This window comes from Microbulbifer variabilis ATCC 700307 (assembly GCF_000380565.1).
GTDB classification, from domain to species: Bacteria; Pseudomonadota; Gammaproteobacteria; order Pseudomonadales; family Cellvibrionaceae; genus Microbulbifer; species Microbulbifer variabilis.
Genome location: NZ_AQYJ01000022.1, coordinates 104897 through 125903, shown reverse-complemented (window position 1 = coordinate 125903; position 21007 = coordinate 104897). Strand labels below are relative to the sequence as shown.

Below are 21007 nucleotides of genomic sequence, written 5' to 3'. Positions count from 1 at the left end.
ACGCAGCAGACGGCAAACCCGGGCATGGAATTAAACCCCAGGAATATCTCCCCAGAGCAACTTATGTAGCTGCATCTGCATACGCACCGGCAGGCCATCCGCCAGTATCCACTCAGCTAGCTGCCGCGCCTGCAGCTGCTCATAACTGGGCGAGAAGAGCACTTCTCCTACTCGCTCTGGCAAGCTGTACTGATCCAGCGTAAATCTGGCCCACTCGTAATCGCCGCGATCGCAGATCACAAATTTAATCTGGTCATCGCGGGTGAGCACTTGCATATTTTCCATGCGGTTGCGGTGCTGCTCCCCAGAAGCTGGTGTCTTCAGATCCACAACCCGGGAGACACGCGGGTCTACCTGGTCCACAGGCATGGCCCCGCTGGTCTCCAGGCTTACTGAGTAACCCTCATCACACAAGGACTCAAGCAAGGGCAGGCAATTGGGTTGCGCCAGGGGCTCACCGCCAGTCACACAGACATGTCGCGCAGGATGGCTCTTTACCTGCTGTAATATCTGCTCCAGGGTCATACGCTCTCCACCATAAAAAGCGTATTCGGAGTCGCAATAGGTACAGCGCAGCGGGCAGCCAGTTAAGCGAACAAACACTGTTGGCAGGCCACTTTCTCGTGCTTCCCCCTGAAGGGAGTAGAAAATTTCACTAATTCTCAGTGATTCTTTAGACAGACTGGACATATACACCCGACACAAAAACGCCCAGAGGGCACATGCCATCCGGGCGCGGGATCATAGGCTTTTTCTGCTCAAAAAACCAGCGATGGTACTTTGAGAGTAACGAATTATCCGCTACTAAAAGTTCTCCTGGAGATACTTCTTCGCCAGGTTTGATGCCCTGGCGTCGCTGGCAGCAACCTGCTCAAGCAGGTTGCGGGCTTTCTGCTGGTCACCAAGCTGGTGGTAAACAGTACCCAGCTTGTAACGACCGTCCCAGACTTTATTGGAGTTGGGGTAGCCATCAAGCAGTGCCACAAACCATTCTCGAGCCTCTTCCAGGTTTCCCTGCACTAGTGCTATCTCACCCAGCCAGTAGTTGGCATTGGGAGCGTACTGCCCATTGGGAAAGTCTTGCAGCAGACTCTTGAACTCAGCGCTGGCACCACCGTAGTCGCCATTGCGAGCGAGGCCAAAACTGGCCTGATAGCGATCGCGCTCACTCTTGCCGTCTTTTGGGCCCTGAGGCTTGACAGGCATTGCGCTACCGCCCTGAGCGGAAGTTGCTCCGCCATCGTCGGCATTGGCTGGCGGCTGAGACGAGGGCTCTGTACCGCTGAGGCGGGCAATACGCCGATCCAGGTCCATATAGTCCTCGGTGCGCTGCTGCTTGAGACGTTTGATCTCGTGGCGCAGCTCCTCGACCGTCCCCCTCAGTTCACGTACTTCCTGCTGCAGCACTTGCATCTGGTAGTAGGCTTCGGCCTGGGGGTTAGTCTTGGCTTTCGGGGCCGGACTTCCGGCACGGGCGAGCTGCATTTCCGCAGCGTCACTATCGCTCGGGGAAATCGACTGCTCCTGACTGCTGGCAGACAGATCCACAATCGGAGCCTGGGAGAATACGGGCGATGCCGCAGCCATTAATGCTGCGGTAATCGCCAGTTTTCTAATCGTAAAAGCCATTGGCATCCATTTTGACGATTAGTTAATAACAACGCGACGGTTCATCGCACGGGCAGCTTCGTTAGAGCCCATTTGAGCCGGGCGCTCTTCACCGTAGCTGATCACTTCCAGAGTAGCTGCATCTACGCCTTGCAGTACCAAAAAGTCGCGTACAGCATTAGCACGGCGCTCACCCAGAGCCAGGTTGTACTCACGGGTACCCAGCTCATCAGCGTGGCCTTCCAGACGCACAGAGCCAGAAGCGCTGCGCATACGGTCAGCATGGCGGATCAGTAACTCACGGGTTTCCGGCTTCAGAAGGGATTGGTCGAAGTCGAAGTAAACTACGTTTTCCAGAGGAGCCAGAGCCTCGCCATCGTCTACAACATTGGTCTCAACCGGAGCTTCAATATCGGTTTGGTTTACAACTTCCTGACCGCTCTGCTCACTGTCAGTGCTGCTACAACCGGCCATTACTGCAAATACACAGGCCAGTCCAAAACCTGTTTTAACTGATTTCAACATAAGCTACTCCGCTTTTTTGTGTTATCGAAAATCCTGAAAGATTTTTAAAATTGGTCTTTTAAACACCCTACGCATCAACGCGTCGGGCCCCCGCCTCAATCAAAGTATGGCGACCATGCCGGTTCCCGGACATCACCTCTTTGTGAGGGCAGGTTGTACTTCACCCCAGCATCCAGCGATACCGCAGCCAGAATACCTTTGTCTCCGCGCTTGGTTGCGTACATCAACATTGCCCCATTCGGTGCAATGCTAGGGGATTCGTCCAGTGTGGTCTCCGTGAGGACACGCATTCTGCCCGAATTAATATCCATCGTGGCGATGGTAAAGGTTCCCCGGTTGCGATGTACCATGACCAACGTCTTCCCATCAGGAGAAACACGCGGCCGCGCATTGTAGTCGCCATCGAAGGTTAAGCGGTCGACTTGACCAGTGGCAAGAGTCAATTGGTAAATTTGTGGTTTTCCTCCCCTATCGGATGTGAAAACCAACGATTTACCATCAGGCATCCAGTTTGGCTCGGTATCAATGGAGAAGTGTCTGGTCATACGGGTGAACTTGTTGCTCACCAGATCCAGTACGTAGATCTCCGGGTTGCCGTCCTTGGAGAGCACCATGGCCAACTTGGTTCCATCGGGGGACCACGTCGGCGAGCTATTGATGCCCTTGAAGTTAGTCAGTTGCTTGCGCGCACCGGTGCGCAGGTTCTCGCGGAATATCGCCGGGCGGCCGGTCTCGAAAGAAACATAAGCCAGCTCCTGTCCATTTGGCGACCACATGGGAGACATCACCGGCGCATTAAAGCGGCGAATCTGCTTGGCGCGGGCGCCATCGATATCTGAGCGCATCAGCACATAGCTGGGTTTACCGCCGCGGGTTTCTTCCTGCACGTATACCATTTCGGTAGAGAAGGCACCACGAATACCGGTAACGGCTTCAAAAATTTCATCGGCGGCGCGATGGGCGATATCCCGCAACTGGGTCTGGCCACCGCGCACTTGCTTGGTAAACATCTTGTGCTGGCCGAACACATTAACAAGGTCAAAAGTGAGCAGGTAACCGGTAGCCTGGGGCTCGATTCTACCAGTCACTATGTATTCGGTACCGAGAATACGCCAGTCCCGAAACACCACATCCTCCGGGGTTTTAGGAAAAGACAGCATGTCCTCTTTGGGCACCGGCGAGAATAGGCCGCTCCGGCGCAGATCTGCGGAAATAATCCCGGAGACATCCTCTTTCAGCACACCGCTGCCGGACCAGCTGAAAGGAGATATCGCAATAGGAGTAGGATCATCGATACCGCTTGTGATATCTACCACCAGCTGGGCCCGAGCCCCCAGGCTCACCGAGGCGATGGCAATAATGACGACTGTTTTCAGTAATCTCTTGATCATTGGCGCAGATCTTCGACTTTAAAGTTCAAAATAGTAGTGCGGACTTCCCGCTCGAAAATTACTGGTTCTTCCCTGGCCAGCTCAGCCACTTCAGGGAAAACTTCTACCCGACGAATAGCTGTAAGAACCGAACGGTCCAGGGCGGCGTTGCCGCTGCCCTCGACGATATTAGTTGCCACTACTCGACCGGTGGGGACAAAATTAATTTTCACTTTGGTCAGCATACCGTTACGAGCACTCGGCGGGCGACTCCATACTGATTCAATACGCTGCTGGATTGCCTGACCAACAGACATTACTGCCTGCTGCCCCTCATTGGCATCCAATAACTCCTGCTCTTCCTCCAGTGCTTCATCAAAAGAACTCTGGCGCTCTTTAGCCAACTGCTCCTTCAGTTCTTTCTCTTTGCGCTCCTTTTCCTTACGCTCTTTCTCGCGACGGGCCTTCTCTTGCTTAGCCTTGCGATCGGCCTCAGCTTTGGCCTTGCGTTTCTTTTCAGCCTCGAGCTTTTTCTTTTGCTCCAGGGCCGCGCGGCGCTTGCGCTCAACCTCTGCCTTGCGCTTCTGCTCTGCCTCGCGCTGGGCGCGCTGCTGGATCTTATCCACCTTCTTTGGCAGCTTTTTCTGCGGCGTGGCTGCTTCGATAGTCACCAGTTTGGCCTGCACAAACTTCGGCATAGCCTTGCGCTCGGGCATACTGCTGGCTTCCCAGCCATAAGTGATGGCAGCAATCAGCGCTCCGTGCAACAGGAGGCTGATTATAATCGCCAGTGCATAAAAGCCTTTATTCACCGACACACTACCCCTGCGGTGGCTCTGTCACCAGACCGACACTGGGCGCTCCCGCCTGTTGCAGCTCAGTCATGGCATTCACGATCAGGCCATACCTGGCATCGGTATCGCCCCATACCAACACCGGGGTTTTTGGCTTTTGGCGCAAAACCTTGCCCACCGTCTCCTTGATTTCAGACAGTGGCTTAGCTTCTTTTTCCTCTGATCCCAGGTTCAGGTAATAGGTACCGTCGGATCGTACAGACACGATCAACGGCTCCTCGTCGGTATCCTCCATCGGCGCCGAAGGCGCGTTGGGCAGGTCGACTTTGACCCCTTGCATCAATAATGGTGCCGTGACCATAAAGACAATTAGAAGCACCAGCATCACATCGATGTAGGGCACCACATTGATTTCGGATACCAGCTTCTTCTTGGTTCCTTTGCGAAACACACTCATAGGGTTCGCCTACTCACTACTCAGCCAGAGTGCACTTTGCGGTGCAGGATCGAGGAAAACTCCTCGGCAAAAGTTTCGTAGCTGGATAACAGCCACTCCGCTTTGGCCGAGTAGCGGTTGTATGCCATCACTGCAGGTATTGCCGCAAATAGGCCCATAGCCGTGGCCACCAGTGCCTCACTGATACCTGGGGCAACCGTGGCAATGGTGGCTTGGTGCATCGTGGCGAGACCGCGGAAAGAATTCATAATCCCCCAAACGGTGCCAAACAGGCCGATATAGGGACTGACAGAGCCAACAGTAGCCAGAAACGGCAGATTCATTTCCACCTTTTCCTGCTCACGTGACATGGCCACGCGCATCGCCCGCTCAGTACCCTCCATAACCGCTTCAGGGCCACTGCTGCCCTGCTGTCGCAGGCGGGTAAACTCGGTAAAGCCGGCGCGAAACAGGGATTCGACCCCATCGGTTTTGCCTTTTTCGGCGCGCTCACTCCCCTCGCGAAACAGCTTGTTGAGGTCCGCACCGGACCAGAAGCGACGCTCAAAGCTACTGAGGCCGCGCTTGGCCTGGGACAGGTAAAGCCCGCGCTGGATAATCATGACCCAAGACACCACAGAGGCCAATAAAAGCAACAGCATCACGAGCTGTACCAACAGGCTGGCGTTCTGGATTAGCCCCCAAAGAGAAAGTTGTTCACCGGCGTTCATCTTCTTAAATAACTGCCTTTAATGCTGAATAAATAGGTTCCGGCAGGGCACAGGGCCTGCGGCTGTCGTCAGCGACACAGGCAACTTTGACCACACCTTCGCAAATTAGCTCATCGCCGCGCCAGATTTTTTGCTCGAAAGTCACTGCGGCTCGCCCCAGTTTGCCAATCGTCGCTGTAGCGCGCAATGCATCATCGAGTAGAGCGGAGCGGCGGTACTGGATCTCGGCGGAGTGCACCACCAGTAAGAGTCCCTGCGCCGGCATCGCCGGCTTATCATAACCGAGGGAGCGCAACAGTTCTGTGCGCGCGCGCTCCATATATTTCAAATAATTCACGTAATACACAATGCCGCCCGCGTCTGTATCTTCGATATACACACGCATGGGAATACTGAAGTCTCCCTTCACCCCGTTTCCTCTCACTGCTTTTTATCCGGCGCTGGTATGCCGAAATGTTCATAGGCGAGCCCTGTAACCACCCGTCCGCGAGGTGTGCGAGCGATATAGCCCTGTTGAATCAGGTAGGGCTCAATTACGTCCTCCAGGGTATCGCGCTCCTCACTCACCGCAGCTGCTAGGCTGTCTACCCCAACAGGGCCGCCATCAAACTTCTCAATCATGGCTAGCAACATGCGTCGGTCGAGCTGGTCGAAGCCGCGGGCATCCACATTGAGCATATTGAGCGCGGCATCCGCGGTGGCCGAATCCACAGAGCCATTGCCCTTAACATCGGCATAATCGCGGACGCGGCGGAGCAGGCGGTTTGCAATCCGCGGGGTGCCGCGGGCGCGCCGCGCCACCTCCAGGGCTCCCCCCTCATCCATATCCACCCCCATAAGGCCCGCGGAGCGGCGCACGATGCTGGTGAGGTCTTTCACGTTATAGAATTCAAGGCGTTGAACTATGCCGAAGCGATCGCGCAGGGGGGAGGTGAGCAAGCCTGCCCTGGTTGTGGCGCCCACCAGGGTGAAAGGTGGCAAATCCAGTTTGATTGAGCGTGCCGCAGGCCCTTCACCAATCATGATATCCAGCTGGTAGTCCTCCATCGCCGGATACAGGACTTCCTCCACATGTGGGCTCAGGCGGTGAATCTCATCGATAAACAACACATCACCCGGCTCTAAATTGGTCATCAAGGCGGCCAGGTCGCCCGCCTTTTCCAGCACGGGCCCGGAAGTGGTCTTGATAGCCACTCCCATCTCCGCAGAAATAATATTCGCAAGGGTCGTTTTACCCAGGCCGGGCGGGCCAAACACCAGAGTGTGGTCCAGGGCCTCTTTGCGCAGTTTGGCGGCCTGGATAAAGATCTCCATCTGTTCACGCACCACCGGCTGACCCACATAGTCCGACAGAGTCTTGGGGCGCACAGCGCGGTCATACTGCTCTTCGTGGCCTGCAGGGCCTACCGGATCTGGTGCTACCAGGCGATCAGCTTCTATCATCGCAACAACTCCAGGGCACTCAATTTACGCGGGCGCCATGCCCTTCAGGGCCAAGCGAATCAAGGTAGCACTATCTGCATCAGGCTGCTCCTTGCTGGCGCGGGCAACCATTTTACTGGCTTCAGTTGGCTTGTAGCCCAATGCCGCCAGGGCACTTTCAGCCTCTCCGGCATGATCTGCCCTGGGGCTGGCAGTCGCGGCTATCAAGGGGATATCGTTGGCATCACCAAAGTCCGGGGTCAACTTATCCCGCAGCTCCACTATCAAACGCTCAGCAGTCTTCTTACCCACACCAGGCACTTTTACCAGAGCTGCAACATTGTCTTCTGCAACACAGCGCGCCAACGCCGCACCGTCGAGTCCAGACAGAATTGCCAGTGCCATTTTGGGTCCAACACCACTTACCTTTATCAGGGTCCGAAAAAGCTTACGATCGGCATCACGGATAAAGCCATACAACTGCTGGGCAGTCTCTGAAACGGCCAAATGGGTGTGCAACTGCACCTGCTGACCCAGGGCCGGGAGCTCAAAGATAGTGGTCATGGGAGCGAGCACTTCGTAGCCAACTCCCTGCACATCCACCAATAGCAGCGGCGGCTGCACTGCGGCCAGAGAGCCGCTCAATCGTCCAATCATGTGTTATTCCAAATTTGTTATACCTGCCCCAACGAAAGAGGGAGAGCGGCAGGAGCCATTCACATACTGAGACGCCCGCGACGGAAGCGACTGCGCGCCCCCCCATCTCCAGCGGTAAATGCCAATGTCTGCTCTGTATGCATATGACACAGCGCCACCGCGAGCGCATCAGCGGCATCCTCCTGGGGCGCCGCTGGCAGCGACAGCAGGGTTTTTACCATATGCTGAACTTGCAATTTATCTGCACCGCCATTGCCCACCACCGCCTGTTTGACCTTGCGCGCTTCATACTCGGCAACCTCGAGGCCGCTATTGGTCCCAGCCACAATAGCGGCACCACGGGCTTGCCCCAGTTTTAGGGCGGAGCCTGCACTCTTGGACATAAATACGTTTTCAATTGCCATCTGTGCAGGCTGGTATTGCTGTGCAATCTGGCACACCGCATCGAAAATCAGCTTGAGGCGTTCCGGCAGAGGTCCCTCGGGAATACGAATAACCCCACTAGCCACATAGCGAGCCTTACCCCGCTCCACATCGATAATTCCATAGCCCGTTTTACGCGAGCCGGGGTCAATACCTAAGATTCGGGTCAAGAGGCAGCTCCCCAGGTATCTGTATGTTTATATAGTGGTGGGAGTGTCCCAAGGTGAGATGAAAGCGTCAAGGGAGAGCTTGCGAGGAGCGTATCGAAAATCTCATGGGGCAAGGCAGGACGCTCCCTGCCCTGCAGTGAGCGGGAGTTAGTCCAACTCTTCCATGACCTCTGCAGGAATATCCGCATTGGTGTAAACGTTTTGCACATCATCGAGATCCTCCAGCATCTCGACCAGCGCCAGCACCTTCTCCGCACCTTCTTTATCCAGGGGAACTGTGGTGGAGGGGATCATCGCAATCTCGGCACTATCCGGAGTAAAACCAGCTTCTACCAGCGCGTCTTTTACTGTCAGGTAGTCCTGGAATTCAGTGGTAACTTCAACGCTGCCATCGTCATTGGTCTCGATATCTTCAGCACCCGCTTCCAGGGCCGCTTCCATCAGCGAATCCTCATCGACCCCAGTCTCGTAGAACATCTGACCTTTACGCGTGAACAGGTAACTTACCGAGCCATCTGTACCCAGGTTTCCACCGCGCTTGGAAAAAGCGTGGCGCACTTCGGCCACCGTACGGTTGCGGTTGTCGGTCAGGCACTCTACCAACACCGCTACACCACCAACACCGTACCCTTCGTATACAACCGCTTCGTAGTTTTCACCCTCAGCATTTCCGGCCCCGCGGGCGATCGCCTTATCGATGGTATCGCGCTTCATATTGGCGCCCAGAGCTTTATCAATGGTAGCCCTTAACGTCGGGTTATCATCTGGGTTCGGCCCCGCTTTCGCTGCAACCGTCAATTCGCGAATAATCTTGGTAAAAACCTTGCCCCGCTTGGCATCTTGGGCCGCTTTGCGGTGCTTGATATTGGCCCATTTACTATGTCCGGCCATTGTCGTCTCTCTTCAGTCTGTGCGTGGGATGGACCAGTAAGCGAAGCGAGTTGTCCATCTACACGATTTCGCGGGCTCGCTTCGCATAGCCCACCGGGGAAAATCAGCTGATTTGTTCTTCTTTCTGGCGCAGGCGGATGCTTAATTCACGCAGCTGCTTGGCGTCCACCGTTCCCGGTGCATCTGTCATCACACAGGCCGCACTCTGGGTTTTTGGGAAAGCGATCACATCGCGGATAGAGTCGCTGCCGGTCATTAGCATAACCAGACGATCCAAACCAAAGGCAAGGCCACCGTGGGGGGGCGCACCGTATTTAAGCGCATCTAACAGGAAGCCAAATTTCTCGCGCTGCTCTTCCTCATCAATGCCGAGAATGCGGAATACCGCCTGCTGCATCTCTTGATCATGGATACGTACAGAGCCACCACCCAGCTCAGTGCCATTTAGCACCATATCGTAAGCGCGCGACAAAGCTTCGAGCGGATTTTTCTCCAACTCTTCCGGGCTGCAAGAGGGCGCAGTAAACGGGTGGTGCAATGCGGTGAGGCTACCGTCATCATTTTCCTCAAACATCGGGAAGGCCACCACCCATAAGGGAGCCCACTCGCTGGTATAGAGATCCAGGTCTTCACCCAGCTTGCAGCGCAATGCACCCAGGGCTTCAGAAACCACCTTAGCCGTATCCGCTCCGAAGAAAATAATATCTCCATCTTGCGCCTGCAAACGGTCGAGGATTGCCGCGCGTGTTTCCAGGGGCAGGAATTTAACAATTGGAGACTGCAGACCGTTTTCAAGGTCAGCGCGATCGTTGACTTTCACATAGGCCAACCCCTTAGCGCCATAGATGCCGACAAACTTACCGTAGTCATCGATCTGCTTGCGGGTCAGCTTATCGCAGCCACCAGGTACTTTGATCGCAGCCACACGGCCCTTAGGATCATTAGCCGGTCCGGAAAATACCTTGAAATCCACTTCGGTCATCAGGTCTTTAATTTCTACCATTTCCAGCGGAATACGCAGATCCGGCTTGTCGGAACCGTAGCGCAACATGGCCTGATAGTGGGTCATGCGGGGGAACTCGCCCAATTCAATGCCCTTCAATTCCTTAAACAGCTTGCGGACCATACCTTCGGTGATCGCCATGATCTCTTCCTCGTCGAGGAAGGAAGTCTCGATATCGATCTGGGTAAATTCCGGCTGGCGGTCCGCACGCAGGTCCTCGTCTCGGAAACACTTGGCTATCTGGTAGTAGCGGTCAAAGCCGGAAACCATCAACAACTGCTTAAACAGCTGTGGAGACTGCGGCAGGGCGAAGAATTTACCTTCGTGGGTCCGGCTTGGGACCAGATAATCCCTCGCGCCTTCCGGGGTGGCACGGGTCAGGATTGGAGTTTCAATATCGAGGAAGCCGTGTTCATCCAGGTAATTGCGGATAGCAGTGGTCAACTTGGAGCGGAAATACAGATTGCTCTGCATCTCATTGCGGCGCAGATCCAGGTAACGGTACTTAAGACGTACGTCCTCACCTACTTCGGTATGCTCATCCAACTGGAAAGGTACGGTTTCCGCTGCATTGAGAATTTCCAGCTCGGTGCCATATACCTCGACTTCACCTGTATCCATATTTGGATTCAATGCCTCTGGAGCGCGGGCACGCACACGCCCAGTGACCTTAAGCACATATTCACTGCGCACGCGGTCGGCCATTTCGAAATGCTCGGCAGCATCCGGATCAAATACTACTTGAACAATACCCTCGCGATCGCGCAGGTCGATGAAGATCACACCGCCGTGATCTCGACGGCGATCGACCCAGCCACAGAGGGTTACTACACGGTCTATATCCGCGGAACGAAGGACGCCACAGTAGTCGCTGCGCATGGATGAAAATTCCCGTTATCGATAGGTGAAAAGTTTAAGTAGAGAGTACACCGCGCGGGCAAACCCGCACAGCGGATCTAGGCCGTCTTTGCCGCCGGCTTAGCGGGCTTGTCGCCCTTGGCATTACCATTATTGGCTGCGCCACCGGCAAGGTTTTTCTTATTACCGGTTTTAAAGTCAGTCTCATACCAACCGCCGCCCTTCAGGCGGAATCCAGCCGCGGAAACTTTCTTACGCAGCTCTGCCTGTTCACAGGCTGGACAGTCTTTGAGCGGGTCATCGCTCATGCGCTGCAGGGCCTCCATTTCATGGCCGCAGGCATTGCACTGGTATTCATAGATCGGCATTACTCAGTACCTGGTGCTGTAAAAAGGGGGACAGAGTATACATGAGCCCCCCAAAGGGAAGAAGCTGCCCCCACCTTTTGGCCTGTCGAGAGGGGTTTCAGAGTCACAAAAAGGCTAAAAACTATAGAAAAAGCACTATTTTTCCAGTATTTCCCCGTGCGGCCGAACAAAAACTATATATACTTCCCTCCATCACCCGCTGAGACCGCCGTTTTTTGGATGCAGCGCAGCGGGAGACCAAACACACTTTTACCGGATACATACCAAACAACAAAAGAAGGAAGTAAGCCATGGCTGTTACCAGGAAAGCTGCTACTAAAACAGCTGCTGCCAAAAAGGCTCCAGCTAAGAAAGCCGCACCGGCCAAAAAAGTAAAGGCAATCAAGGAAAAGTACACTAAAACCCAGGTCCTGAACCAAATTGCGGAAAACACTGAGCTGTCCCGCAAACAGGTTCAGTCTGTTCTGGATGAGCTGAGCGATATCATCGAAGGTCACATCAAGAAGCGCGCTATTGGCGAGTTCGCTCTGCCTGGCCTGATGAAAATCACCACCGTGAAGAAGCCGGCCAAGAAGGCTCGCAAGGGTATCAACCCGTTCACTGGTGAAGAGACCACCTTTAAGGCCAAGCCGGCCAGCATTCAGGTGAAAGTTCGTCCGCTGAAGAAGCTGAAAGAAATGGCGGAGTCCTAAGACATCCCTCTTCCTCAGTAAAAAACCCCGCTCATGCGGGGTTTTTTACTGATGTACTCGGAAAACGCCCTTTCCTACTTAATTTGGCTTACATAGGATATGAGCCAGTTAGAGCTCACTGCCCCCCCAATCTTAATAACCAGACCAGAACCAAGCGGCAATATTTATTGCGCGATGAATAGCGTAAAATAGCCAGCTTACTGATAATTGAGCCCAACAGATTCCTATGCGCGCATCCCGTTATCTCATTGCAACCCAAAAAGAAACCCCAAACGACGCGGTGGTAATTAGCCATCAACTAATGTTGCGCGCGGGTATGATCCGTCGCCTGTCATCCGGCCTGTACACCTGGTTACCCACAGGGTTGCGCGTGCTGCGTAAGGTGGAGCGTATTGTACGCGAGGAAATGGACCGAGCCGGAGCACTGGAAGTACTAATGCCCGTGGTACAACCGGCAGAACTTTGGGAAGAATCCGGCCGCTGGCAGCAGTATGGCCCTGAGCTGCTGCGAATCCAGGACCGCCACAATAATCACTTCTGCCTGGGCCCAACCCACGAAGAAGTGATCACCGATTTGATCCGCAACGAGATCAACAGCTATAAACAACTACCGGCGAGTTTCTACCAGGTACAAACCAAATTCCGCGACGAAATTCGCCCCCGTTTTGGTGTAATGCGCGCACGCGAGTTCACCATGAAAGACGCCTACTCCTTCCATATCGATGCGGACTCCCTGCAGGAAACCTACGACATAATGCACAATGCCTATTGTCGTATTTTTGACCGCATTGGCCTGGACTACCGTCCAGTACTGGCGGATACCGGCTCTATCGGAGGCTCCAGTTCCCACGAGTTCCACGTTCTGGCACAAAGTGGTGAAGATGATATCGCCTTCTCCACAGAGTCCCGTTACGCAGCCAACGTAGAGCTGGCTGAAGCTGTAGCCCCTGCCGGTGAGCGTGCCGCACCCAGTGGGGATATGCAGGAAGTGCACACCCCAGGGCAGAAAACCATCGCCGATGTCAGCGAATTCCTGAAGAGCGACCCTGCCCACTCGGTGAAAACTCTCATTGTGATGGGCGAATGCGAAGAAGGGGAAACCGCACCACTGGTCGCGCTGGTCCTCCGCGGCGACCACGAGTTAAATGAACTAAAAGCGGAAAAGCTGGCCGGTATCGCAAGCCCGCTTGAGTTCGCACCAGAGCAACGTATCGCTGACGAGCTGGGCTGCAATATCGGTTCTCTGGGCCCAGTGGGCATGAAGATCGAGATGGTTGTGGATAGATCAGCAGCGCACTTGGCAGATTTCATCTGTGGTGCTAACCGCGACGATTACCACTATACCGGCGTGAACTGGGGTCGCGATGTAGAGCTCGGCCGTATTGCCGATCTGCGCAATGTGGTTCCCGGCGATATCAGCCCTGATGGACAGGGAACCCTGGAAATCAAACGCGGCATTGAAGTAGGCCATATCTTCCAGCTGGGTGACAAATACAGCCGCGCAATGAATGCCACTGTACTCGACGAAAACGGTAAGGAACAGGTAATGCCGATGGGCTGTTACGGCATCGGTGTTTCCCGTATCGTAGCGGCAGCGATCGAACAGAATCACGACGATTCCGGCATTCTGTGGCCAGATGCAATCGCTCCGTTCCAGCTGGCGATCGTGCCTATCAATATGCACAAAAGCGAAGTGGTGCGGGAGAAGTGCGACCACCTGTACGAATCCCTGCGCAACAAAGGCATCGATGTATTGCTGATGGATGAGCCAAAGGCACGACTTGGCGCCATGCTTGCAGATGTCGAGTTGATCGGTATCCCACACCGTATCGTAATCGGCGACCGCGGTCTGGAAAAAGGTGTGGTGGAGTACAAAGGGCGCGGCGATGCTGAAAGCCAGGAGTTTGCTGTCTTCCAGCTGGAAGAAGTCTTACTGGATAAAATCAGCCACTAATCCACAACCCGCCATCCCGGCTCCTTAGCGGGCCGGGTATCCTGCCAATACTCCGCGATAAAGTAGATTTGCGTTACAGGTCCGCAAAAAGGCACTGCCCATTTTGCCAGGATTTCGTAAAATCCAAGCCATGATAAAAAAAGCTATCACCACAATATGGTTATGCTTGGCTTGGTGTGGCGCCCAATCCCAGAGCATCTCCAATGAAGTCGATCCCGAGTTGCGCCTCGCCCTGAGAGAAGCCATCAGCCAGGCAGACAGTTTTGTCGATCGCTTCGATGCAGAAGTGTGGCTGATGTCAAAATCCCAGCCTCTATCCCGCTATATCAAAGACCCTAAAAGACGGATGCATGTGCTGAAAGCGGTGCACCGCGAAGCGACGCGTGCGGGACTACGACCGGAGATTGTCCTCGCCGTAATCCAGATCGAGAGCGCCTTCAATCCCTATGCGGTATCCCGAGTAGGTGCCCAGGGTATGATGCAGGTGATGCCATTCTGGAAAAAGGAAATCGGGCGTCCGGATGACAACCTGATCGATATGGATACCAATCTGCGCTATGGCTGCACAATCCTCAAGCACTATATTAAGAAAGCCAAGGGTAACTTGGCCAATGCCCTCGCTTATTACAATGGCAGCTATGGCCGCCACAGCTATAGCAGCAAAGTCCTGGATGCCTGGGCTAACCGCTGGAGGTAAGCCATGACCGCCGGTTATTTATTTTTCTCTGGCGGGGCCTGCGCTTTACTGTTGCTGGCGGCTGCCAAAGTATCCATTAACCACTACCAGCTCGCTGCAGGTCGGTGGCTGATTCTGGTCCTGCTAGGCGTAATTTGCTACCTGCTACTACCGACACTGCCCGCGCTTAGTGGCACCGTTGCCATGCTTGTTCATATGCCTGTGATTCTGGTGCCTGCCGCCTTTTGGCTTTTTACACATTTGCTATGCCGAGAGGAGGAATCCTTCCCACATTGGGGCTGGCTCCCGATTTCCCTCTCCATCATCTTCAGCGTCATGGCAAATCACGCACCAATTTCAGTGAGCGCCAACGCACAGGAAATTTTCTTTAATCTATCCCAATTCCTGCGCCTCGCCCTGATTGGCTTGGGAGTGTTGACACTGTTAGGGCAATTCCAATCCGACCTTGTGGAAGAGCGCCGCCGCCTGCGCGCAATCCTGTTAATTGTAGTTGGCGCTTATATGTTTATTGTGATCAGTGCCGAGTCTTTGTTTGCTTACCGACCTGTGCCGAATGGTGTACCGACCCTACACGCACTGTTAGCCAGCCTTTTATCGCTGGCAGCTTGTTTATGGCTGCTGGCACTAGCACCCAGCGCCTTGGGGGAGTCCCTTTCACAAGTACCAGTAGAATCCCCAGAGGAAGAGGCACCACCACCAGAACCAGTGCCAAGTCTGGATGAACAGCAGCAGGCACAGCTGGTAAAACTGCAGGAGCATATGGAAAACGGCGGCTACCGTCACACGGGTCTTACTATTCGGGAGCTGGCAGAGCAACTGGATACTCGCGAACACCTGCTGCGCACTCTGATTAATCGCCATCTCGGTTATCGGAATTTTAATGAGTATCTAAATCAGTTCCGTATTGATGAAGCCAGCGCCCGCCTTGCAGACCCTGAACAGGCGCACCTTCCGGTACTGACTATCGCCCTGGATATCGGCTACCGCTCACTCAGCCCCTTTAATGCTGCCTTCAAGCGCCGCCATAATTTGACTCCCACCGAGTACCGTCGCGAGAAGCTGCCCGCCTGATTGGGCAGCCGTTCGGAATCCGTCAGCATTTTTTCATTTTCCGCAAGCCTCTATTAAAAAACGTCCCCAGACTGGAAACTCCACCGCACGCGCTGCCCCAATCCTACCGGGAAAACAGCGACTCCATTTCCAATACAATATTGATGGTGAGAGTATGGATTTTCTAATGGACGTGAGTCACTACGGAGCCACTCACTTTAAATTAACCCTATTTCGCTATGTGCTGGCGGCTTCGGTAATGAGTATCTGTGCAGGCTGGCTATTTCGCGCTTGGATGAACCGGCGCCGAATTCAAGAACGCCGAGCCAACTGGGGGGACATTCGACGAGAAGTCAGCTACTCAATGCTGACCGTTTGTATTTTCACTCTTTTCGGTATCACTATTAATCTGCTGCAGGATATGGGCATTGCCAAGCTTTACTGGCAGTGGAGTGATTACCCTATGTGGTGGAACCTGATCAGCCTGCCTGTAGTTATCCTTTTACATGACGCCTACTTTTACTGGACCCACAGGGCCATGCACCACCCAAGGGTGTTTAAACACTTCCACCGTCTGCACCATATGTCGCGGACTCCCACACCCTGGACGGCTTACAGTTTTTCAATCGGGGAAATTTTTGTTAATGGGCTCTTCTCCCCCCTGATTGCACTAACAATACCCCTACACCCAACTATCTGGCTCAGTTTCCTGTTTGTAATGATTTTCCGTAACTCCATGCTACATACCGGCCGCGAATTTCACCCACGCAGCTGGGTGGATGGTCCGCTGGACAATATGACTACAACCACCCACCACGACCTTCACCACCAGCGATTCCAGGGTAATTATGGCTTCTACTTCACTTGGTGGGACCGGTTGATGGGTACTGAATTCAAAGACTACAAGAAAGTTTTCCGCCAAGCGGTAGACGGGGAGCTCCATGGTGAAAAGCTGCCTCAAGCCCATGGGACGGCACCAACTCCAGATAGGGAGGACGGAGAAAAAATTATCGCATAGGGCGTTCGGTCGGACCTGTGGCATTCAACTGATATTCACAGGTCCGGATCCCGAATGCTCATCCTCCCAAATACAGCGTGAGTGGCAGTGATACCAAGCTGATAAAGGCTGTCGCCACCACCATAGCTGAGGCAACCGCACCATCACATCCATAACGTTTAGCCAGGACAGCAGCAATCGCACCAGAGGGCATAGCAGACTGTAAAACCAGTAACTCCCGCTCCAGGTGTGGCAGCTCAAAAGACAGCGCCAGAACCCAGGCAAGAAGAGGCTCTGCCGCTAACTTCAAAAGCACAGCAACAGTAATCAGACCCGCCAGTTCACGCACCGCAATTGGACGCAATGCCAAACCGATACTGAATGCCACCAGTACAATCAGGGACCGACCCGAAACTCGCAAAATATCTTCAAATAGTTGAACAAAGACATTTCCCTGAGGCAAGCTAATAAGAGAAATAACAGTTCCTAGGATCATGGCAATGAAAATTGGCGATGTAAAAAAAGGCCTGCAGGCTTCCCACAGACTTTCCCTTTTTCCCTCATCCCTGCCGAAGTAAATAGCTACGGCAACACCAAAAGTAAACACGGATAATAAGGCGCCATATTCCCCTATCAGTACACTATCTCTCATTACCAGTGGATTATTGTTAAAAACCCGCCGGATCAACGATAGTCCCAAGGTGGATGAGCCGCCAAACCCAGCCACCAATACAATAGAGCCAAGTGTCTTGCGACCTAATCCCATCATTTTTCCGATGAGCCACGCGGGCACCATAATACCGATGCTAACCACGAACAAAATTGCAGCCGGTATTAACGCCTGAGAGGAAAAAGGAACCTTACTCAAACTGAGTAGGATGACTGCGGGCAGTGCAAAATCCGTCGTTAGGCGCCCAAAAACGCCCTGCTCCTCTTCGAGAATCACCCGGTGCTTACGCAACCAGATTGCCGAGGCACAGAGAGCAACCAGGATAACCAAGGCTTCAACCAAGCTTTGGAACTGTGACATTTCACCCACCAATCAGAGGCCACACAGGGCCACTGCGCAACAATTTTTCAATTGATAAAAAAGACACAGCAGGCCAGGGCTGAAAGCCCTCGCCAGGCTTTTTGGCAATAATTAATACAAGGAAAATTATTGGATGGGAAAAGAATAAGTCATTTATCAATAAGCGAAAGCTTTAGAGGTACAACTTGAATTGGAAAACTCTCATTTAGTGTCCATGTTGCAACGGCAACCAGCGAGATTCTCGATAACAGAAAAGTCCCCAGACCACCATCAATATTTCCAGGGCCAAAAACAACAAGTTGCGCTCGTCAAAGCTGCCGGTTGCCAGCATGCCAAAAAGTCTACCCATGGCGAACCCAATATAAGAAATCGACAAAGCCGCATAGGCTGCCCGGCGGTGTGGCCGCATTGCCAGAGCAATTAAGAGAATTACGGCAATTGCCAGCATAAAGCCACCATAAGTAGCAAGAAACTCTGGCACAGCTGCAGGGGAAATGAATGACAGGCCAACTGCTGCAGCGAAAGCCTCTGGATTAAACAGAGCTCCCAGACCGATAGACGCAAAAATCAACAAGTTGAGAGTTAAATAGACTCTACCCAAATATTTCAACTGCAACTCCCCTCCACCAGCGGTGATCTAACGTCTAGGAAGGCTCGCAAAACCGCAAGCCTTCCCGAAAGCCTTCCTCAAGTATATATGAGGCCCAAGCCGCCACTCTTTCTAATAGGTCACCATTCCTTGGTAAATTGGCCGGCAGGGAAAGCTTTTTCTTTCTGGCAAAACACTTACCGCCTTCCATACTTACCGGTCGCCACTTCATTCCCACCAGTTACTTCAAACAGGTCCCGAGTATGAGAGCACTAATCAAAGAGCCGCTCACTCATATGTTAATCATCGGCGGTGCACTGTTTATCCTTGATACGCTTGTACAAGAACAATCGGTGGACCGCAACAAAATTGTCATAACTGAGGACCGTATTGAGCACCTTTCCGCAGTATTTTCCCGTCGCTGGCAACGGGCACCCTCTCCTGTTGAGGTACAGCAGCTTGTGGAAACTTATGTGCGAGAAGAAATATTGTACCGTGAGGCGCTGAACCTCGGTCTGGATCACAATGACACCGTGATCCGGCGACGTTTACGTATGAAGATAGAACTTGCCGCCAGGGATATTGCCGACAACTTTGAGCCGGCGGAAAGCACGCTGCAGCAATACATGGAGCAAAATGGGAAAGACTACCAGCGCCAAGCCCACTTCAGCTTCCGACAACTCTATTTTCAAACCAGTAATAGCCAGGAGGATATTAAAAAAGTCCTCATCCGGCTTAACCAGGGCCTGGAAGACGCCTCTGCCGGAGACAGTAGCCTATTGCCCAATCAGATAAACAATAAGAGCAGCACGCGTATTGATCAGCTATTTGGCCCCGGCTTTTCCAGCCAACTTACTAAATCATCGCAGGGAAACTGGTTTGGACCACTGAAGTCCGCTTATGGCTGGCACCTGGTTTTCGTAGATGATTATGAACCCAGCAGCGCAGCCAAGTTTTCAGAAGTGCGGACTCAGGTGCTGCGTGATTGGCAATTAAACAGGCGAAAAGCACAACTGGAACAGCAATATCAGCAGTACCGAGAAAATTACACAGTACGTATTGACGCACCATCCCTCTGAAATTGCCACACTATAGCAGGACGAAAAAGATGCACTATAAAAGCTGGGCAAAAATATACTTATTAGTGCTGTGTATAGCTGCTCTCTCACTCCCTACCACCGCCCATGAGTTACGATCCGCCTATCTCCAAATTGAACAGATAGACTCACGGCGATTTGATGTTATGTGGCGAGTGCCCGCGCGCGGAGAATTACGGCTGTCTCTGGATGTACATCTGGGCCTGGGTTCTACTGTACTTGGCCCAGCCAGTGGTGGCTTCCAAAACGGATTTTATACAGAGCGCTGGCAGATATATCACCCCAATGCGCTTTCACAACTGCCCATCTCCATTGATGGGCTGGAACACACCCTCACCGACGTACTTGTACGGATTGCCTGGCTAGATGGGAATGAAATATTCCAACGACTGATGCCCGAGCGCACTGGCTTTACTGTCGGCAAAAAGGAATCCCATGATCAAGTTACCATCACCTATTTCAAGCTCGGCCTGGAACACATTCTACTCGGCATAGATCACCTCTTGTTTGTCCTGGCCCTGATGTTGCTCTGCAGTGGCTGGCAGCAGCTACTGCTTGCCCTCACCGGTTTCACCCTAGCTCACAGCATAACCCTGGGCGCCACCACCCTGGGGCATTTATCCCTGCCACAAGCCCCTGTCGAAGTAATCATCGCTCTCAGCATTGTCTTTATAGCCCGAGAAATATTGGCCAAGGGTCATGGTTACAGCAGCCTGACAACGCGCCTGCCATGGCTTGTGGCCTTCGCCTTCGGTTTGCTGCATGGCCTCGGCTTTGCCGGTGCTCTGGCGGATATTGGGCTACCGCAAAGCTCTATCCCCCTGGCACTTCTCAGTTTCAACCTGGGTGTGGAAGCTGGACAAATACTGTTTGTCGCCATCACTGCCACTCTATTCATAGGGTTTTGTCACATACTCAGGCTGCTCCATCAACGATACATCCCAGGGCAGCAGGTGCCTGAAAAGAAGTGGGAAAGGGGCAATATAACAGTCTGGATAGCAACACCAATTGCCTACTCGATCGGCGCAGTCGCCTGCTGGTGGTGTCTGGATAGAACTCTATCGCTACTAATCTAGCCCTTGGCTCCAGTGGTAGGGCTATTCAGCCCCACCACCTGCGGTTTTGGCTCAGTCCTGAAACAGCAGCTCCAGGGGATAGCCAGTGAAAGGTTTGGTTTTTTCAATGACTAAGTGCGAGGTCATACGTGAGATCGCAGCTTCCTCGTTGGCCAGCAGCTGCTCAGAGACCCGATTGAAGTCCGCCGCATCAGGGCAAACGAAACGCAACATATAGTCAAACTCACCAGACATCTTCACACAGGATACTATCTGAGGGATGTCATTGATAATCCGCCGGAAATTTTCACTGGTACGCGCATCCTGGCGCTTAAGGGCCACGTTTACATAAAACTCTGCATGGCGCACCTTATCCAAGTTAATCTCGGCAAGGAATTCGCGGATGTAGCGCTCACTGGTCAGGCGCTTAACCCGAGCCAGGCAGGCACTCTCCGACAGACCAATCTGTTCACTCAAATTCAGGTTGCTAATACGGGCGTTGGTTTGCAGCGCCTGCAAAATACGCAAATTATGCCGGTCAATTTTCACAGAACTGATTTCTTTTGAATCTGAAAGGGGGCAAGGATAGC

Annotated in this window: 24 protein-coding genes; 7 read left to right on the top strand and 17 right to left on the bottom strand. The window is 53.3% G+C overall.

The features are described 5' to 3' along the window. Positions 1 to 30 precede the first annotated feature (30 nt). From queE to G367_RS0104700, 14 genes are all read right to left on the bottom strand, one after another. Complete coding sequence (queE, locus tag G367_RS0104765; protein ID WP_020411966.1) at positions 31 to 690, bottom strand: 7-carboxy-7-deazaguanine synthase QueE; 660 nt, start codon at positions 688 to 690, stop codon at positions 31 to 33. A 114-nt stretch (positions 691 to 804) separates the two neighbouring features. Continuing rightward, positions 805 to 1629, bottom strand: a complete 825-nt coding sequence (ybgF, locus tag G367_RS0104760; protein WP_020411965.1) for a tol-pal system protein YbgF — start codon at positions 1627 to 1629, stop codon at positions 805 to 807. An 18-nt stretch (positions 1630 to 1647) separates the two neighbouring features. Then, positions 1648 to 2133, bottom strand: coding sequence for an OmpA family protein (locus G367_RS0104755; RefSeq protein WP_020411964.1), 486 nt, complete (start codon positions 2131 to 2133; stop codon positions 1648 to 1650). Between the two features lie 95 nt (positions 2134 to 2228). Next, positions 2229 to 3524, bottom strand: coding sequence for a Tol-Pal system beta propeller repeat protein TolB (tolB, locus tag G367_RS0104750; protein WP_020411963.1), 1296 nt, complete (start codon positions 3522 to 3524; stop codon positions 2229 to 2231). Continuing rightward, positions 3521 to 4321 carry a cell envelope integrity protein TolA gene (gene tolA / locus G367_RS0104745; protein ID WP_245556656.1) on the bottom strand — a complete coding sequence of 267 codons (801 nt, stop codon included), beginning with the start codon at positions 4319 to 4321 and terminating at the stop codon, positions 3521 to 3523. The genes tolB and tolA overlap by 4 nt, the downstream gene beginning before the upstream one ends. Position 4322: 1 nt before the next feature. Beyond that, positions 4323 to 4754: a protein TolR gene (tolR, locus tag G367_RS0104740; RefSeq protein WP_020411961.1), complete on the bottom strand. Its 432-nt coding sequence runs from the start codon at positions 4752 to 4754 to the stop codon at positions 4323 to 4325. Between the two features lie 20 nt (positions 4755 to 4774). After that, a complete protein-coding gene (tolQ, locus tag G367_RS0104735; RefSeq protein WP_020411960.1) occupies positions 4775 to 5464 on the bottom strand; it encodes a protein TolQ in 690 nt (229 codons plus the stop codon). Between the two features lie 4 nt (positions 5465 to 5468). Next, positions 5469 to 5849 (bottom strand): YbgC/FadM family acyl-CoA thioesterase, encoded by a 381-nt coding sequence (locus G367_RS0104730; RefSeq protein WP_051089473.1) that lies wholly within the window; start codon positions 5847 to 5849, stop codon positions 5469 to 5471. Positions 5850 to 5884: 35 nt separating this feature from the next. Then, positions 5885 to 6907, bottom strand: coding sequence for a Holliday junction branch migration DNA helicase RuvB (gene ruvB / locus G367_RS0104725; RefSeq protein ID WP_020411958.1), 1023 nt, complete (start codon positions 6905 to 6907; stop codon positions 5885 to 5887). A 24-nt stretch (positions 6908 to 6931) separates the two neighbouring features. Further along, complete coding sequence (gene ruvA, locus G367_RS0104720) at positions 6932 to 7543, bottom strand: Holliday junction branch migration protein RuvA (RefSeq protein WP_020411957.1); 612 nt, start codon at positions 7541 to 7543, stop codon at positions 6932 to 6934. A 59-nt stretch (positions 7544 to 7602) separates the two neighbouring features. Further along, entirely contained in the window at positions 7603 to 8136 is a 534-nt protein-coding gene (gene ruvC, locus G367_RS0104715) for a crossover junction endodeoxyribonuclease RuvC (protein WP_020411956.1), read from the bottom strand. Between the two features lie 147 nt (positions 8137 to 8283). After that, the gene (locus G367_RS0104710; RefSeq protein WP_020411955.1) at positions 8284 to 9027 is read right to left on the bottom strand and encodes a YebC/PmpR family DNA-binding transcriptional regulator; all 744 of its coding nucleotides are present in this window, start codon (positions 9025 to 9027) and stop codon (positions 8284 to 8286) included. 103 nt (positions 9028 to 9130) lie between these two features. Beyond that, entirely contained in the window at positions 9131 to 10909 is a 1779-nt protein-coding gene (aspS, locus tag G367_RS0104705; protein WP_020411954.1) for an aspartate--tRNA ligase, read from the bottom strand. 77 nt (positions 10910 to 10986) lie between these two features. Continuing rightward, positions 10987 to 11256: an FmdB family zinc ribbon protein gene (locus G367_RS0104700; protein WP_020411953.1), complete on the bottom strand. Its 270-nt coding sequence runs from the start codon at positions 11254 to 11256 to the stop codon at positions 10987 to 10989. A gap of 290 nt (positions 11257 to 11546) precedes the next feature. Between G367_RS0104700 and G367_RS0104695 the strand changes: the two genes are divergently transcribed. The 5 genes from G367_RS0104695 to G367_RS23095 all read left to right on the top strand — a co-directional run bounded on the left by G367_RS0104695 (position 11547) and on the right by G367_RS23095 (position 16667). Then, complete coding sequence (locus G367_RS0104695) at positions 11547 to 11948, top strand: HU family DNA-binding protein (protein ID WP_020411952.1); 402 nt, start codon at positions 11547 to 11549, stop codon at positions 11946 to 11948. A gap of 226 nt (positions 11949 to 12174) precedes the next feature. Continuing rightward, entirely contained in the window at positions 12175 to 13902 is a 1728-nt protein-coding gene (locus G367_RS0104690; RefSeq protein ID WP_020411951.1) for a proline--tRNA ligase, read from the top strand. Between the two features lie 130 nt (positions 13903 to 14032). Further along, on the top strand, positions 14033 to 14599 hold the full coding sequence (locus G367_RS0104685; protein WP_020411950.1) for a lytic transglycosylase domain-containing protein: 567 nt from the start codon (positions 14033 to 14035) through the stop codon (positions 14597 to 14599). Positions 14600 to 14602: 3 nt separating this feature from the next. Beyond that, on the top strand, positions 14603 to 15670 hold the full coding sequence (locus G367_RS0104680) for a helix-turn-helix transcriptional regulator (RefSeq protein WP_020411949.1): 1068 nt from the start codon (positions 14603 to 14605) through the stop codon (positions 15668 to 15670). 154 nt (positions 15671 to 15824) lie between these two features. Then, positions 15825 to 16667: a sterol desaturase family protein gene (locus tag G367_RS23095; protein ID WP_020411948.1), complete on the top strand. Its 843-nt coding sequence runs from the start codon at positions 15825 to 15827 to the stop codon at positions 16665 to 16667. A gap of 58 nt (positions 16668 to 16725) precedes the next feature. Here G367_RS23095 and G367_RS0104670 read toward each other — a convergent pair whose 3' ends face one another. Then, the gene (locus tag G367_RS0104670) at positions 16726 to 17676 is read right to left on the bottom strand and encodes an AEC family transporter (protein ID WP_020411947.1); all 951 of its coding nucleotides are present in this window, start codon (positions 17674 to 17676) and stop codon (positions 16726 to 16728) included. A 205-nt stretch (positions 17677 to 17881) separates the two neighbouring features. Continuing rightward, the gene (locus G367_RS23090) at positions 17882 to 18286 is read right to left on the bottom strand and encodes a DUF4345 family protein (RefSeq protein WP_169337095.1); all 405 of its coding nucleotides are present in this window, start codon (positions 18284 to 18286) and stop codon (positions 17882 to 17884) included. Positions 18287 to 18528: 242 nt separating this feature from the next. On the opposite strand from G367_RS23090, the gene G367_RS0104655 reads away from it, so the two are divergent. Both G367_RS0104655 and G367_RS0104650 read left to right on the top strand, forming a co-directional pair. Further along, positions 18529 to 19344 carry a peptidylprolyl isomerase gene (locus tag G367_RS0104655; protein ID WP_020411944.1) on the top strand — a complete coding sequence of 272 codons (816 nt, stop codon included), beginning with the start codon at positions 18529 to 18531 and terminating at the stop codon, positions 19342 to 19344. A 164-nt stretch (positions 19345 to 19508) separates the two neighbouring features. Then, positions 19509 to 20438, top strand: coding sequence for a HupE/UreJ family protein (locus G367_RS0104650; RefSeq protein ID WP_051089469.1), 930 nt, complete (start codon positions 19509 to 19511; stop codon positions 20436 to 20438). Positions 20439 to 20489: 51 nt separating this feature from the next. Here G367_RS0104650 and G367_RS0104645 read toward each other — a convergent pair whose 3' ends face one another. Beyond that, complete coding sequence (locus G367_RS0104645; protein ID WP_020411942.1) at positions 20490 to 20966, bottom strand: Lrp/AsnC family transcriptional regulator; 477 nt, start codon at positions 20964 to 20966, stop codon at positions 20490 to 20492. Between the last annotated feature and the right edge of the window lie 41 nt (positions 20967 to 21007).